Annotated in this window: 10 protein-coding genes; 7 read left to right on the forward strand and 3 right to left on the reverse strand. The window is 61.3% G+C overall.

What is annotated here, in order from left to right:
- Nucleotides 1-408: 408 nt before the first annotated feature.
- Nucleotides 409-1,746 (reverse strand): lysine N(6)-hydroxylase/L-ornithine N(5)-oxygenase family protein, encoded by a 1,338-nt coding sequence (locus tag ACYZTZ_RS19155; protein ID WP_461999376.1) that lies wholly within the window; start codon nt 1,744-1,746, stop codon nt 409-411.
- A 132-nt stretch (nt 1,747-1,878) separates the two neighbouring features.
- Nucleotides 1,879-2,361 (reverse strand): sigma-70 family RNA polymerase sigma factor, encoded by a 483-nt coding sequence (locus ACYZTZ_RS19160; protein ID WP_056741950.1) that lies wholly within the window; start codon nt 2,359-2,361, stop codon nt 1,879-1,881.
- A gap of 326 nt (nt 2,362-2,687) precedes the next feature.
- On the opposite strand from ACYZTZ_RS19160, the gene ACYZTZ_RS19165 reads away from it, so the two are divergent.
- From ACYZTZ_RS19165 to ACYZTZ_RS19175, 3 genes are read left to right on the forward strand one after another with little or no spacing between them, the layout of a single operon-like run.
- Nucleotides 2,688-3,860 (forward strand): efflux RND transporter periplasmic adaptor subunit, encoded by a 1,173-nt coding sequence (locus ACYZTZ_RS19165; protein ID WP_461999377.1) that lies wholly within the window; start codon nt 2,688-2,690, stop codon nt 3,858-3,860.
- Nucleotides 3,861-5,834: a MacB family efflux pump subunit gene (locus ACYZTZ_RS19170; protein ID WP_461999378.1), complete on the forward strand. Its 1,974-nt coding sequence runs from the start codon at nt 3,861-3,863 to the stop codon at nt 5,832-5,834.
- Nucleotides 5,835-5,841: 7 nt separating this feature from the next.
- Complete coding sequence (locus ACYZTZ_RS19175; protein ID WP_461999379.1) at nt 5,842-7,236, forward strand: efflux transporter outer membrane subunit; 1,395 nt, start codon at nt 5,842-5,844, stop codon at nt 7,234-7,236.
- 140 nt (nt 7,237-7,376) lie between these two features.
- On the opposite strand, the gene pvdP is transcribed toward ACYZTZ_RS19175, so the two are convergent.
- Nucleotides 7,377-8,996 (reverse strand): pyoverdine maturation tyrosinase PvdP, encoded by a 1,620-nt coding sequence (gene pvdP / locus ACYZTZ_RS19180; protein ID WP_461999380.1) that lies wholly within the window; start codon nt 8,994-8,996, stop codon nt 7,377-7,379.
- 248 nt (nt 8,997-9,244) lie between these two features.
- On the opposite strand from pvdP, the gene pvdM reads away from it, so the two are divergent.
- The 4 genes from pvdM to ACYZTZ_RS19200 all read left to right on the forward strand — a co-directional run bounded on the left by pvdM (nt 9,245) and on the right by ACYZTZ_RS19200 (nt 14,820).
- Complete coding sequence (pvdM, locus tag ACYZTZ_RS19185) at nt 9,245-10,594, forward strand: pyoverdine-tailoring dipeptidase-like protein PvdM (protein ID WP_461999381.1); 1,350 nt, start codon at nt 9,245-9,247, stop codon at nt 10,592-10,594.
- A 30-nt stretch (nt 10,595-10,624) separates the two neighbouring features.
- Nucleotides 10,625-11,905 (forward strand): pyoverdine-tailoring periplasmic protein PvdN, encoded by a 1,281-nt coding sequence (gene pvdN / locus ACYZTZ_RS19190; RefSeq protein WP_461999382.1) that lies wholly within the window; start codon nt 10,625-10,627, stop codon nt 11,903-11,905.
- Nucleotides 11,906-12,055: 150 nt separating this feature from the next.
- A complete protein-coding gene (gene pvdO, locus ACYZTZ_RS19195; RefSeq protein ID WP_461999383.1) occupies nt 12,056-12,934 on the forward strand; it encodes a dihydropyoverdine dehydrogenase in 879 nt (292 codons plus the stop codon).
- 236 nt (nt 12,935-13,170) lie between these two features.
- Nucleotides 13,171-14,820, forward strand: a complete 1,650-nt coding sequence (locus ACYZTZ_RS19200) for a cyclic peptide export ABC transporter (protein ID WP_461999384.1) — start codon at nt 13,171-13,173, stop codon at nt 14,818-14,820.
- The last annotated feature ends 123 nt before the right edge of the window (nt 14,821-14,943 follow it).

The following is a 14,943-nucleotide window of genomic DNA, read 5'->3' on the forward strand; positions in this document are numbered from 1 at the left end:
CGTCGATGAGAGGGACGTCGGGACACGGACCAGGACTGGCCGCGATCGGGATGCCGCTGCTCGCTTTTCGGCGAGACAACGGCACAAAAAGTTGCGCGTTATCTTGCCGGGAAGGTGCCGGTTATCGAAACCGGCCGACTACTGTCACTCGAACAAGTACCCACTGTGGGTCTCCGCTATTGATTGAAAACGCGCGAAGCTTACGCCCCGATTTCTGGAGAGTAAACGATGCAAAGGCGTGCGGCGGGGGAATCGCGGGGTTCTTCAGGAAGGGTTCAGGATTGAGTGTTTTGGGTGCTTTCAAAGGCCTCATCGCGAGCAGGCTCACTCCTACAATAGACCTGTGTTCACAGGCTAAATGTGGGAGCGAGCCTGCTCGCGATGGCGGCCTGTCAGTCGCTGAAGATCTTAGCTGGCAGTCGCCAACAGCAAGTCCATCACCGACCGACCATGCCCACGCGCCTTGCCATGGTCATACAACGAACCGGCAATCTCATCCGCCCGAATCGGCAGGATCGACAGCAAGGTGTCGCTCAAGCCGTGGCTGGCCTGGCAGAAGCCCTGCATATAGATGCCAGCCTTGCAGCGCTCGTCGGTGATCAGTTTGTAATTACGGTCTACCTCGAAATCGCCCAGATATTGCTCCAGCGGCGCCAGCAGCTTGCGGTGCATCTGGCGCTCGTAACCGGTGGCCAGCACCACGGCGTCGTAATGACGGACCGTAACTTCACCCGTGGCGTTGTTGCGCACGGCCAACTCGATACCGCGTTCGGTGGCGGTGGCTTTTTCGACGGTGGTCAGGGTGCGGAACGCATGGCGCGCGATGCCCGAGACTTTCTGGCGATAGAAGATGCCGTAGATGCGTTCGATCAGGTCGATGTCCACCACCGAATAGTTGGTGTTGTGGTACTCGTTGACCAGACGCTCGCGCTCGCTGCTCGCCTGCTGGAACACCAGGTCAGTGAATTCCGGCGAAAACACTTCGTTGACGAACGGGCTATCGTCCGCCGGCTTCAGGGCCGAGCCACGCAGGATCATGTCCACCTGCACCGACGGGAAGCTGTCATTCAAATCGATGAACGCTTCCGCCGCGCTTTGCCCGCCACCGATGATCGCGATGCTCATCGGCTGGTTGTTCACGCACGGCTGCTTGGCCATCTGCGCCAGATACTGGGAGTGGTGGAACACCCGGCTGTCACCCTTGAGTGCCTTGAACGCTTCGGGAATACGCGGTGTTCCGCCGGCACTGACCACCACCGAACGGGCGGTGCGAACGTGCTGCTGACCTTGGGTATCGCGCGAGATCACCCGCAGCGCTTCGACCTGCTGGTTGTGCAGGACCGGCTCGATGGTCAGCACTTCTTCACCGTAGCGGCTCTGCGCTTCAAATTGTCCGGCGACCCAGCGCAGGTAATCGTTGTACTCCATGCGGCACGGATAAAAGGTGCCCAGGTTGATGAAGTCCACCAGACGGCCGTGGTGCTTGAGGTAGTTGACGAAGGAGTACGGGCTGGTCGGGTTGCGCAGGGTCACCAGGTCCTTGAGGAAGGAGATCTGCAACTCGCTCTGGGTCACCAGGGTGTTGCCGTGCCAGCGGTAGTCGGCCTGCTTGTCGAGAAACAGAACATCCAGCTCGCCCTGACTCGGCCCGCGCTCTTGCAGAGCGATGGCCAGCGCCAGGTTCGAAGGGCCGAAACCGACGCCGATCAGGTCGTGAACGATGGGCGATGCAATTGCCTGTGTCATTTCCAGTGTCCTCTGGATGAACCCCCGAGCAGCGGGGAGTAAGCCTAAGTGACCTGACCGGCCTTGAGCAGGACAGCAGATCGTCTGTTGATTAGGAACGAGGACAATGAAAAAAAATTTAGCGAGGGGAGATCAATGGGCGTCCCATTGCAGCATCCGCACGCGGCAATGCTTCATCGCATTGACGATGTGTTTCTCCACCAGGGCCCGGGAAATGCCCAGGTGTTCAGCGATCTCCGGGTGCGACAGACCTTCGATCTTGCGCAGCAGGAAACTCTCGCGGCACAGCCGTGGCAATTCCGCCAATGCACGCTGGAGCATCTCCAAGCGTTGACCGTGATCGAGGCTGTGATGAGGGGATGGGGTGAAGTAGCGCTCTTCGTTGTCGAGCACTTCCAGCGATTCGACCTGACGCAGGGCATTGCGCCGATGGTCATCGATCACCAGATTGAGCGCGGTGCGATACAGGAACGCCCGAGGCTGCTCGATCGGCGTGTCGCTGGAGCGCTCCAATACCCGCAGATAAGCGTCATGCACCACATCTTCGGCCACCTGACGGTTGCCCAGCTTGGCGTTCAAAAAACACACCAGCTCGCGATAGTAGTTTTCCAACATGACTCCCGGCCGCAGGGGTGCGGTTTCTATCCTTGAGCCAGACCGGCGACCGCCGAAATAGGCAGTGGCACGATAGTGGCAGCTTGAGGTGCGTAATTTATAGTAATTCTCATATAGATTTAAAGTATTGCTTCACCTTGCCCCACAAATAGTCTGCACACAGCTTCACTCGACAGCTCCTACACAGCTCCTACGGGTGTTACGCCGTATGTCCGAAGCTAAATTCCCCGCTACGTTCATCGTTTACAGGACAGCTCCCCGTCTCTGTCGCACGTTTTCGCGCACAGCCTGAACGACGGGCCGATATTCATTGGCCGGAACCCTGCATGAAACGTCCCCGACAGACCCGACGCGCCCTGCTTGTAGCACTTTGTCTGATCCCCGTTATCGCCGTCGCCGCCTGGCAGATCATCCCGCCCGGCCGCGACCAGTTCGCCACCGTTCAGGTCTCCCGTGCCGACATCGAAAGCAGCGTCACGGCCCTGGGCACCCTGCAACCTCGACGTTATGTCGACGTCGGCGCCCAGGCGTCCGGGCAGATCCACAAGCTCCACGTGGAAGTCGGCGATGTGGTGAAGGAAGGCCAGTTGCTGGTGGAGATCGATCCGTCCACGCAACAGGCCAAACTCGATGCCGGGCGTTTCTCCATCGAAAACCTCAAGGCACAGCTGCAGGAACAACGGGCGCAGCACGACCTCGCCCGGCAGAAATTCCAGCGCCAGCAAAACCTCAAGGCCGGTGGCGCCACCCGTGAAGAAGACGTGCAGACCGCCGAGGCCGAACTGCGCGCCACCCAGGCCCGCATCGACATGTTCCAGGCGCAGATCCGCCAGGCCCAGGCCAGCCTGCGCAGCGATCAGGCGGAATTGGGTTACACCCGAATCTATGCACCTATGAGCGGAACCGTCGTCGCACTCGACGCCCGTGAGGGCCAGACCCTCAACGCCCAGCAACAAACGCCACTGATTCTGCGCATCGCCAAGTTGTCGCCGATGACCGTCTGGGCCGAGGTGTCGGAAGCCGACATCGGTCACGTCAAACCCGGGATGACGGCCTGGTTCACCACCCTCAGCGGCGGCAACCGTCGCTGGAACAGCACCGTGCGGCAAATTTTGCCGGTGCCGCCCAAGCCGCTGGACCAGACCAGCCAGGGCGGCGGCAGCCCCGCCAGTTCGAGCAAAAGCGGCAGCGCTCGCGTGGTGCTGTACACCGTATTGCTCGACGTCGATAACGCCGACAATGCGCTGATGGCGGAAATGACCACCCAGGTCTTCTTCGTTTCGGATCAGGCGAAAAACACCCTGACTGCGCCTGTCGCGGCCTTGCAGGCCGGCATTGAAGCGAATATGCAAATTGCCCAGGTCGTCGCCAAAAACGGCCGCATCGAGCAGCGTGACGTGCGCACCGGCATCAGCGATCGCCTGCGGGTGCAGATCATCGACGGCTTGCAGGAAGGCGATCACCTGTTGATCGGCCCGGCCGACGGGAGTGGCGGCTGAATGCTGACGCCCCTGATCGACCTGCACGACATCCGCAAAGCCTACGGCGGCGGCGATTCACCGGAAGTTCACGTGCTGCGCGGTATCGACCTGTCGATCCATGCCGGGGAATTCGTGGCGATCGTCGGTGCCTCCGGCTCCGGCAAGTCGACGCTGATGAACATCCTCGGCTGCCTCGACCGCCCGACCTCAGGCGAATACCGTTTCGCCGGGGAGAACGTCGCCGCACTCGACAGCGACGAACTGGCCTGGCTGCGCCGCGAAGCCTTCGGCTTTGTGTTCCAGGGTTATCACCTGATCCCATCCGGTTCGGCCCAGGAAAACGTCGAGATGCCTGCGATCTACGCAGGCTTGCCGGCCGCCGAACGTCACGCCCGCGCCGCCGCCTTGCTCGACCGCCTCGGCCTGGCCTCGCGCACCGGCAACCGTCCGCACCAGCTCTCCGGCGGCCAGCAACAACGGGTGTCCATCGCCCGCGCCTTGATGAACGGCGGCCACATCATCCTCGCCGATGAACCCACCGGCGCCCTCGACAGCCACAGCGGCGCCGAGGTCATGACCCTGCTCGACGAACTGGCGAGCCAGGGCCACGTTGTAATTCTCATCACCCACGACCGCGAAGTGGCGGCCCGGGCCAAACGCATCATCGAAATTCGCGACGGGCTGATCATCAGCGACAGCGCCCGCGACAACCCTGAGGTACAAACTTCAGCCAACCCTGGCGCGCTGCAAGCGGTGGATCTGCGCAAGCGCCTGACCGAAGGCGCCGAAGCCACCGGGGCCTGGAAAGGCGAACTGGTCGATGCGGTGCAAGCCGCGTGGCGGGTGATGTGGATCAACCGTTTTCGTACCGCACTGACGCTGCTCGGCATCATCATCGGCGTCGCGTCGGTGGTGGTCATGCTGGCAGTCGGTGAAGGCAGCAAGCGCCAGGTGATGGCGCAAATGGGCGCGTTCGGCTCCAACATCATTTACCTCAGCGGCTCGTCACCGAACCCGCGAACGCCGCTGGGCATCGTCACCCTGAATGATGTCGCGGCGGTGGGAAGCCTGCCGCAAGTGACACGGATCATGCCGGTCAACGGCCAGGAGGCCGGGGTGCGCTTCGGCAACCTCGACCACTTGAGTTACGTCGGCGGCAACGACACCAACTTCCCGGCGATCTTCAACTGGCCGGTGGTGGAAGGCAGCTATTTCACCCAGGAAGATGAACGCAACGCAGCAGCCGTCGCAGTCATCGGCCACAAGGTGCGAACCAAGTTGCTCAAGGACGTCGCCAACCCGATTGGCCAATACATCCTGATCGAGAACGTGCCGTTCCAGGTGGTCGGCGTGCTCGCGGAAAAAGGCGCCAGCTCCGGCGACTCCGACAGCGACGACCGCATCGCCATCCCCTACTCCGCCGCCAGCGTCCGACTGTTTGGCACCCACAACCCCGAATACGTGGCCATCGCCGCCGCCGATGCGCGCAAGGTCAAAGAGACCGAAGTAGCCATCGAGCAATTGATGCTGCGCCTGCACAACGGCAAGAAGGATTTCGAACTGACCAACAACGCCGCGATGATCCAGGCCGAGGCGCGCACGCAAAATACCCTGTCGCTGATGCTCGGCTCGATTGCCGCGATCTCTCTGCTGGTGGGCGGGATCGGTGTGATGAACATCATGCTCATGACCGTGCGCGAGCGCACCCGCGAGATCGGTATCCGCATGGCCACCGGCGCCCGCCAACGGGACATCCTGCGCCAGTTCCTCACCGAAGCGGTGATGCTTTCGGTGGTCGGCGGGCTCGCCGGGATTGCCCTGGCACTGATCGTCGGTGGCGTGCTGATCCTCAGCGAAGTCGCCGTCGCGTTCTCCTTGATAGCGGTGCTCGGCGCCTTCGGCTGCGCCCTGGTCACCGGTGTTGTCTTCGGCTTCATGCCGGCCCGCAAAGCTGCCCGACTCGACCCGGTCACGGCCCTTACCAGTGAATGATCGATCTATGAAGCCGCAACTCAGCCTGCTGACCCTCTGCCTGTTGCTCGGCGCCTGCGGTAGTCCCGCCCAGCGTCCGGACAGCGGCCTCCAGCCGCCCGCCGCCTGGCAATCGCCACACACTGAAAGCGCTACCCGCAGCCACCTGCAATGGTGGACGCAGTTCGGCAGCCCGGAGCTTGATCGCCTGATCGAACAGGCGCGGGTCGGCAGTTTCGATCTGGCCGCCGCCATCGCTCGGGTGCGTCAAGCGCAAGCCGACACCGTGATTGCCGGCGGCTCGCTGCTGCCGGAGGTCAAGGCCGGCCTGAACGCCAATCGGCAGAAACTATTGCGCGGCAACGGCTACAGCCAGCTCGATGCCGATGGCGATAACAAGGCCGTCGATTACTTTAATGCCAACCTCAGCGCCACTTACGAAGTCGACTTCTGGGGCGGCCAACGCGCTTCCCGCGACAGTGCGCAATTCGGCTTGCAGGCCAGCGAATTCGATCAGGCAACGGTGGAGCTGACGCTGCTCAGCGGCGTCGCCAGCAGCTACGCGCAAAGCGTGTCGTTGCGTGAGCAAAGTCGCATCGCCGAGTTGAATCTGGCGAACGCGCAGAATGTTTTGAAACTGGTGCAGACGCGTTTTGACTCTGGCTCGGCAACCGCGCTGGAACTGGCGCAGCAGAAGAGTCTGGTCGCCGCGCAACAACGGCAATTGCCGCTGGTGCAGCAACAGGCTCAGGACGCACAGATCAGCCTCGCCGCCCTGCTCGGCCGGCCGGTGCAGGCATTGTCTTTGGGTCAGGAACGCTTTGATCAATTGTCATGGCCGACCATTGGCGCTGGGCTGCCCAGCGAACTGATCAGCCGACGCCCGGACATCGCCCGCGCCGAAGCGCAATTGGCCGCCGCACAAGCCGACGTCACCGTCGCCCGCGCGGCGATGCTACCGAAGGTCACGCTGAGCGCGGAACTCGGATCGGGCGCGGATCGCGCGGCGGACATGCTGCGCAATCCTTTCTACAACCTCACCGCCGGACTGCTTGCACCGGTCTTCAACAATGGTCGCCTGAGCGCCGAGCGCGACAAGGCCACGGCCCGCCAGGAGGAACTGCTGGAGACGTATCGTGGGGCGATCATCAATGGGTTCGCCGATGTGGAAAAAGCGTTGAACAGCATTCGCGGACTGGACGAACAGCGGCAGTGGCAAGGTGAAGAACTGAACCAGGCGCAGACGGCGTTCAACATTGCGCAAAGCCGTTATCAGGCCGGTGCCGAGGATTTGCTGACGGTGCTGGAGACACAGCGCACGCTGTATGCGGCGCAGGATCTGAATGTGCAACTGCGGTTGTCGCGGTTGCAGGCGAGTATTGCGTTGTACAAGGCGCTTGGGGGTGGGTGGCAGGTGTTGTGATTTGCAGCGCCAGTGAGTCCGCCATCGCGAGCAGGCTCGCTCCCACAATTGATCTCAGGTGTTCACACATAATGTGTTCGCCATAGATCCATTGTGGGAGCGAGCCTGCTCGCGATTGAACGATAACCCGGTATGCCTGATTAGCTGGTAATCGGTTTGGCCTTCAAATGCCTTGCATACCAAGGACGTTGCGGCACCTTGCGGAACAGATCCGCCAGTTTCTTCTCGTCATCACCAAAGGTAATCCGCAACGCCAGCTTCATGGTTTCCGGGTCCATCTCCACCGACTTGCCGGCCTGTAATCCCGGCGTGGTGGCGCAACCATGGGTGCTCGGGCCGAGCCACGGATCATCGATCTCGACCCAACGCCCAGGCGCAAACCACGCCACGCCATTGACCTCCAGCCGACTGACCTCCCCCGGATGAAAACGCTCGTGCGCGCGGAACCAGTCTTCCAGACGATCATCGATCCAGCCATGGAAATGCCAGAACACCGGGTTTACATGAGACGAAAACGGATCGCCGAGGAAGTCGTTTTCCGGCGCATACCAGCGCGCGGAAAAATCCGACGGATCCCGGGCAAACGGCACGGGTTGACCGTTGGACGGATCACGCGGCACCGAGGCCCAACGCATGTGCAGCCAGTCGTGCAACCCCAATTCCACCTCTGAACCGAACTGACCCAAGGTCAATTTCGACAGATAACGCGGATCACGGTACTGCGATTCCCAGACCTGGAAATTGCTGTGGTAGGTCTCGGCGGTCTTGATGTCGCTGACCCATTGCGAGTACTCGGCATCGTCGTCGGCCAGCCAGGTCGGCGGCAGCGCGGTGCCATCGTGGTTGTCGAAATAACGGGCGAACCCTACCCGATCACGCGCCAGTTCCGGCTGTGGCAGCGGGAAGTGCTGCCAGGACGGCAAGTCTTGCAGGGAGCGCGCCTTGCCGAGCATGTGCCGGTGCATGAAGAAGAAATCCACACCCGAGCCGTTACGATCCTTGCGCGCGCCACGGGCATCACGCTCCTTGTCTCGCGGGCCAGGCTGCCAGCCAATGCCGCGCAAAGCACCGCGCTTGTCTTCGGACAGGGTGTGCCATTTGTCTCGGGAGGCATGCCAGAGTTGGTGAAACAGTCGATGCTCCGGGGACACCAGCCAGGCCAGCAACGTCGGGTTGAGACCGCTGCGCTCGCGGGCTTCGGGGAACACGCGCTTGACGGCAATGAAGCGGTTGTCCTGCGCCGTCAACATCAGCGGACGGTCCAGATTCAACACCCGACCACTGAGAGTGCCGCTGCCAGCGTTGCCGAAACCGGCCCAGACTTCGTCCAGCAACAGGCTGAATTCGTAATCCGCTGTGCCGCTGGCGCTGAGCAGCCGCCAGCTCAATTGCGCCGGTTTGGCGCCGGCCAGATCGCCGAGCACCCGGTAACGCGGCGCTTCGCTCGAACGCAAACGCTCGGCGGTGTCGAGGAACCCGCTCAAGCCGCGACCTTTGTGACCGATGTCGAGAAACACCTCCAGCCCGTCCCGTGGCAGGCCTTCAATGCCGGCATCACGACCTTCGAAACGGATCTGCCAGACACCGCGCAAGGTGTTCGCCAAGTGCTGGCCAGCGACATCCGCGACATCGAATGACGCTTCGCCGGGGGTGATCGTCGGATCCGGTTTCGTCCATTCACGATGCCCATAAAAAGCCGCAGGCACGGCGGCGCCGGTCAGCGCCAGGCCTGCCATGAACCATCGTCGAGAAATCGTCATTGCCCTACCTGTGTCAGCCATGAAGCAGGCTTTATCCAAGCTAGAACGTTCACCCCCTTCAAAAATTTAACAGCATCGCCAGCAGGCTAGCTCCCACAGTGGATCTCCCGTGTTCGCAAAATCCCTGTGGGAGCGAGCCTGCTCGCGATGAGGCCATCAGCCCCACCCTAAATTTCCAACGGGATCACTCGTCCATCCCAGATAGCAAAGCCCCCCACACCGGGGCAACGAACCTGACTGAGATGAACATGACAAAACCACGTTCGAAAAAGGCTCTTTACATCGGCCTGCCGCTGGCCCTGGCGATCAGCGCCGGTGCAGGCTTTGCGGCCTGGGATTACTGGTTCAAGGACAATCCCGGTTACCCGGTCAAGGTGATGAAACAGGCCGATGAGCTGCACGAGCGAATCCTCTCCTTCGACAGCCACGTCACCGTCCCGCTGGACTTCGGCACCGCCGGCAATGAAGCCGACAAGGACGGCACCGGGCAATTCGACCTGGTCAAGACCGGGCGCGGACGCCTGTCTGGTGCGGCCCTGACGATTTTCGGCTGGCCGGAGATCTGGAACGGCGCCAACGCCCCGCACCGCCCAACCGCCGGTTTCGTCGACGAAGCACGGTTCGAGCAGGAAACCCGCTACAAAATCATCAGCACAATGGTTCGCGACTTCCCTAATCAGGTTGCCATCGCCTACACCCCCGACGACTTCCGCCGCCTGCATGGCGAAGGCAAGTTCGCGATCTTCATGAGCATGCTCAACGCCTATCCGCTGGGCAACGACCTGAACGCCCTGGACAAGTGGGCGGCACGCGGCATGCGCATGTTCGGCTTCAGCTACGTGGGCAACAATGCCTGGGCTGATTCATCCCGGCCATTGCCGTTTTTCAACGACTCCCGCGACGCCCTCGGCGGCCTCTCGGAGATCGGCAAGCAGGCCGTGCACCGCCTCAACGACCTCGGCGTGATCATCGACGTTTCGCAGATGTCGACCAAGGCGCTGGAGCAAGTTGCCCAGCTGAGCCGTGCACCGATGGTCGCGTCCCACTCGGCACCGCGAGGGTTGGTGGACATCCCGCGCAACCTCAGCGACCAGGAAATGCAACTGATCAAGAACAGCGGCGGCGTGGTGCAGATTGTCGGTTTCCCGACCTACATCCGCCCGCTCAGCCAGACCACCCAGGACAAACTCAACAACCTGCGCGCACGCTTCGACCTGCAACCGTTGCAAGGCCTGGAGATGGCACTGATGCCGGGGGACCCGGTGATCACCGTCTGGTCCGAACAACGTTTCGGCGAGTACGCCAGTCAGCTCTACGCCATCGTCGACGAGGAGCCCAAGGCCACGCTCAAGGACTACGGCGACGCGATCGACTACGCGGTGAAGAAAATCGGCATCGACCATGTCGGCATCAGTTCCGACTTCAACGACGGTGGCGGCCTGGACGGTTGGAAGGATGTCAGCGAGGCCCGCAACGTGACAGCCGAGCTGATCAGTCGCGGCTACGGCGAAGCCGATATCGCCAAGCTCTGGGGCGGCAACTTCCTGCGGGTCTGGGACCAGGTGCAGAAGTCCTCCAAGCCTGTGGCGAAAAACTGATTCTCTCTTTTGCAGAAGCGAACCGAGCTCATGACCAACCGTCGTTCTTTCCTCAAGCAGGCCGGCATTCTCGCGGCTGGCCTGCCCCTGGGCGCTGCCGTGAACCTGCCGGCGCTGGCCGCCAATCCGGCGCCGCTGCCGAAGGATAAATGGGCGCAACTGCGCCAGATGTTCAATCAGGACCCGGATTACCTGCACTTCGCCAACTTTTTGGTGACTTCGCACCCCAAACCGGTGCGTGACGCCATCGACCTGCACCGCGCCAACCTCGACCGCAACCCCGGCAGGGCCATGGACTGGGACCTGGGGGAAACCGAAAAACGCGAGCAGGAAGTACGCGTCTGGGCCGGTCGCTACCTCAAGGCCAAGCCCGAGCAGATCGCCCTCACCGGCAGCACCACCGAAGGCCTTTCACTGATCTACGGCGGCATTCACGTGCGCCCCGACCAGGAAATCCTCACCAGCGAACACGAACATTACGCGACGAACTATGCGCTGGGGTATCGCCAGCAAAAGGACGGGGTCAAGGTTCGCAAGCTCAAGCTGTTCGAGAACAGCCACAGCATTTCCGTGGATGAAGTGCTGGGCTCGATTGCCAAAGGCATTCGCCCCGAAACCCGAGTGCTCGGCATGACGTGGGTGCAATCGGGCAGCGGCGTGAAACTGCCGATCGGCGAGATCGGCAAACTGGTGGACGAACAGAATCGCAACCGCGAGGAAAAGGACCGCATCCTGTATGTGGTCGACGGCGTCCATGGCTTCGGCGTCGAGGACCTCGACTTCCCCGACATGCACTGCGATTTCTTCATTGCCGGCACGCACAAATGGATGTTCGGCCCGCGCGGTACCGGGATCATCTGCGCCCGTTCGACCGAGCTCAAGGACGTGACGCCGACCATTCCAACGTTCTCCGAAGCCACCACCTTCTCGACCATCATGACCCCCGGTGGCTATCACAGCTTCGAACATCGCTGGGCCCTGAACGAAGCCTTCAAGCTGCACCTGGACCTGGGCAAGGCCGAGGTGCAGGCACGCATCCACGCGCTCAACACCTATGCAAAAAACCGCTTGCTGGAGCACCCGCAGATCGAATTGGTGACGCCAAAGAGCCCGGACCTGTCGGCCGGTTTTACCTTCTTCCGGATCAAGGATCGCGACTGCGAAAAAGTCGCCGTCCAGCTGATGGAAAACCGTGTGGTCTGCGACTCGGTGGACCGCGACGTCGGCCCGGTGATCCGCATCGCCCCCGGCCTGCTCAACACCGAAAACGATATCGACCACTTCATGGCCCTGCTGAGCAAGACCGCCTGACGCCATGATGCAGAACCCTGTGGGAGCGAGCCTGCTCGCGATAGCGGTGGATCAGTCACCATCAATGTTGAATGTGATGGCCCGATCGCGAGCAGGCTCACTCCCACATTGGGCCTGGCGTGACACCCGTTTTTTATATCGAGATGATTCATGAACCGAGATCAATTGACCTTGCCGCTCAAGGCCCTGGCCCTGACCGCCCTCATGGTCGGACTTTTACCGACCACCGCCCAGGCTGCAGCCACCCCGCAACCGGGCAAGGTGTTCAAGGACTGCCGGGACTGCCCGGAAATGGTCGTGCTGCCGGCCGGCACCTTCACCATGGGCACACCGGACGATGAAGTCGGTCGCGAACCCGATGAAGGTCCAATGCACGAGGTGACCTTTGCCAAACCGTTCGCCATGAGCCGCTTCCAGGTCACTGCCGGTGAATGGGACAGCTACGTGCGCGAGAGTGGCGTGACCATCGCCAACGGCGACACCCGGCCGGGTCGCGAGTGCGTCGCCAGCAAGCCGCGTTATCCGCAGAGCCCGCGTCAGCCGGCGGTGTGCATGAACTTCGACGACGTGAAAAACTACGTCGCCTGGCTGTCGAAAAAAACCGGGCAGACGTACCGCATGGTCAGCGAGGCCCAACGCGAATATGCCGCGCGCGGTGGCAGCAAAGGGCCGTTCCCCTTCCCGTTCGATGAGGGCAAGGAGTACAGCATCAGCAAACACGCCAACACCTATGGCCCGGCGGACGGTTACAGCTACAGCTCGCCAGTGGGCAGCTACCCGCCGAATGCCTTCGGCATGTACGACATGCACGGCAATGTTTACGAATGGATCGAAGACTGCGAACACCCGGACTACGTCGGTGCGCCCACCGATGGCAGCGCCTGGGTCGAGCCCAAATGCGAAGCCGTGCGGATTCGCGGCAACGACTGGGGGGAAGCGCCGGTGTTCTCCCGCTCCGGCAACCGCAACAGCCAGTACCCGCAAGAGCGCGGCGACTGGATGGGATTTCGCATCGTGCGAGACCTATAAGCCAGAGTTTTCTGGATGACTGTGCTCTCTGTAGGAGCTGACGAGTGAAACGAGGCTGCGATCTTTTGACTTTGCTTTTTAAAAACAAGATCAAAAGATCGCAGCCTCGTTTCACTCGTCAGCTCCTACAGGGTTTTGTGTGGCCCCCCCTCCACCAGTCGGCGCCCTTCTAAATTAAGCCTTCCACCAGACGTTCTACTGGGTATCTGCCTTCACGACCCAAGGAACTGTCTTCCATGACCCAGCCTACCCGTGGCGCCATCGGCGAATTGTTCGCCCTGTTGAAACCCTTTCGGCTCATCGTCGCCGCGTCCATTTTCCTGGGCATGGTCGGCGGCCTGAGCGTCACGGTATTGCTGGCGACCATCAACAACGCCCTGCATTCGGACACCGGCCTGACCCAAGGCGTGGTCGCCCTGTTCGCCGGCCTGTGCCTGCTCGCGCTGGCCAGTTCGATCTGCTCGGACATCGGCACCAACTATGTCGGCCAGCACATCATCGCCAAGCTGCGTAAACAGTTGGGTGAAAAAGTCCTGTCGGCACCGATCGAACAGATCGAGCGCTATCGCAGCCACCGCCTGATCCCGGTGCTGACCCACGACGTCGACACCATCAGCGACTTCGCCTTCGCCTTCGCGCCGCTGGCCATTTCCGTCACCGTGACCCTGGGTTGCATGGGCTATCTGGCGATTCTGTCGTGGCCGATGTTCCTGATCATGGTCGCCGCCATCCTGATCGGCACGGCGATTCAGGCCTACGCCCAGAGCAAGGGTGTTCAGGGTTTCATGGCCGCCCGAGAGGCCGAAGATGAACTGCAAAAGCACTACAACGCGATTGCCGAAGGCGCCAAGGAACTGCGCATTCATCGCCCACGTCGGCAGCGCATGTTCGTCTCGGGCATCAAGGCCACCGCCGAGTTCATCTGCAACACCCAGGTGCGTTCCATCAACACTTTCGTGATCGCCAAGACCTTCGGCTCGATGCTGTTCTTCGTGGTCATCGGCCTGGCCCTCGCGCTGCAAACCTTTTGGCCGAGTGCCGACAAAACCGTGATGAGCGGCTTCGTGCTGGTGCTGCTTTATATGAAAGGTCCGCTGGAGCATTTGATCAGCACCTTGCCGATCGTCAGCCGCGCGCAGATCGCCTTCCGCCGCATCGCCGAACTGTCGGAGCAGTTTTCCACCCCGGAACCTCATCTGCTGCTCAGCGATAAAGGCAACGTCAAGCAAGCGGTGCACGAACTGAAACTGGCCGATGTGCGTTTCAGCTTCCCGGCGGTCGAAGGCGCTGCGCCCTTCCAGCTAGGGCCGGTGAACCTGACGATCAAGCAAGGCGACATCACCTTTATTGTCGGCGAGAACGGTTGCGGCAAGACCACGCTGATCAAGCTACTGCTGGGTCTGTACACACCTCAACAGGGAGAAATCCGCGTCAATGGCGAGGCGATCGACGCGCAGAACCGCGATGACTATCGCCAGCTGTTCACCACGATTTTTGCCGACTATTACCTGTTCGATGATGTGGTCCAGGGCGATACGCACATCCCCGAAGACGCCAACAAATACCTGCAACGGCTGGAGATCGCGCACAAGGTCAGCGTCAAGGACGGCAACTTCACCACCACCGACCTCTCCACCGGCCAGCGCAAACGCCTGGCCCTGGTCAATGCCTGGCTGGAGGAACGTCCGGTGCTGGTGTTCGATGAATGGGCGGCTGACCAGGACCCGACCTTCCGCCGGATCTTCTATACCGAGCTGCTGCCGGACCTTAAACGCCTGGGCAAGACCATCATCGTGATCTCCCACGATGACCGTTATTTCGACGTGGCGGACCAACTGGTGCGCATGGAAAGTGGACGGGTCGTCACCGAGCTCGCCCCTGCCTGACAACCTGGCTCCTACAACCACCCTTCGGATATTTATTTTCCCGGTTTCTTTCCGGTTTTACGCTCGTGCTGCGTCTAATAATCATTCCTATTAACAAAAACTCTGCACAACACTTTTTCAGGA

This window comes from Pseudomonas sp. LB3P58 (genome assembly GCF_054897895.1).

Bases quoted from the DNA above. Each gene is read 5' to 3' on its own strand.
- pvdO (WP_461999383.1), top strand. From the start codon at position 12,056: ATGAACCGAGATCAATTGACCTTGCCGCTCAAGGCCCTGGCCCTGACC.
- ACYZTZ_RS19170 (WP_461999378.1), top strand. From the start codon at position 3,861: ATGCTGACGCCCCTGATCGACCTGCACGACATCCGCAAAGCCTACGGC.
- ACYZTZ_RS19200 (WP_461999384.1), top strand. From the start codon at position 13,171: ATGACCCAGCCTACCCGTGGCGCCATCGGCGAATTGTTCGCCCTGTTG.
- pvdN (WP_461999382.1), top strand. From the start codon at position 10,625: ATGACCAACCGTCGTTCTTTCCTCAAGCAGGCCGGCATTCTCGCGGCT.
- ACYZTZ_RS19160 (WP_056741950.1), bottom strand. From the start codon at position 2,361: ATGTTGGAAAACTACTATCGCGAGCTGGTGTGTTTTTTGAACGCCAAG.
- ACYZTZ_RS19155 (WP_461999376.1), bottom strand. From the start codon at position 1,746: ATGACACAGGCAATTGCATCGCCCATCGTTCACGACCTGATCGGCGTC.
- pvdM (WP_461999381.1), top strand. From the start codon at position 9,245: ATGACAAAACCACGTTCGAAAAAGGCTCTTTACATCGGCCTGCCGCTG.
- pvdP (WP_461999380.1), bottom strand. From the start codon at position 8,996: ATGACGATTTCTCGACGATGGTTCATGGCAGGCCTGGCGCTGACCGGC.
- ACYZTZ_RS19175 (WP_461999379.1), top strand. From the start codon at position 5,842: ATGAAGCCGCAACTCAGCCTGCTGACCCTCTGCCTGTTGCTCGGCGCC.
- ACYZTZ_RS19165 (WP_461999377.1), top strand. From the start codon at position 2,688: ATGAAACGTCCCCGACAGACCCGACGCGCCCTGCTTGTAGCACTTTGT.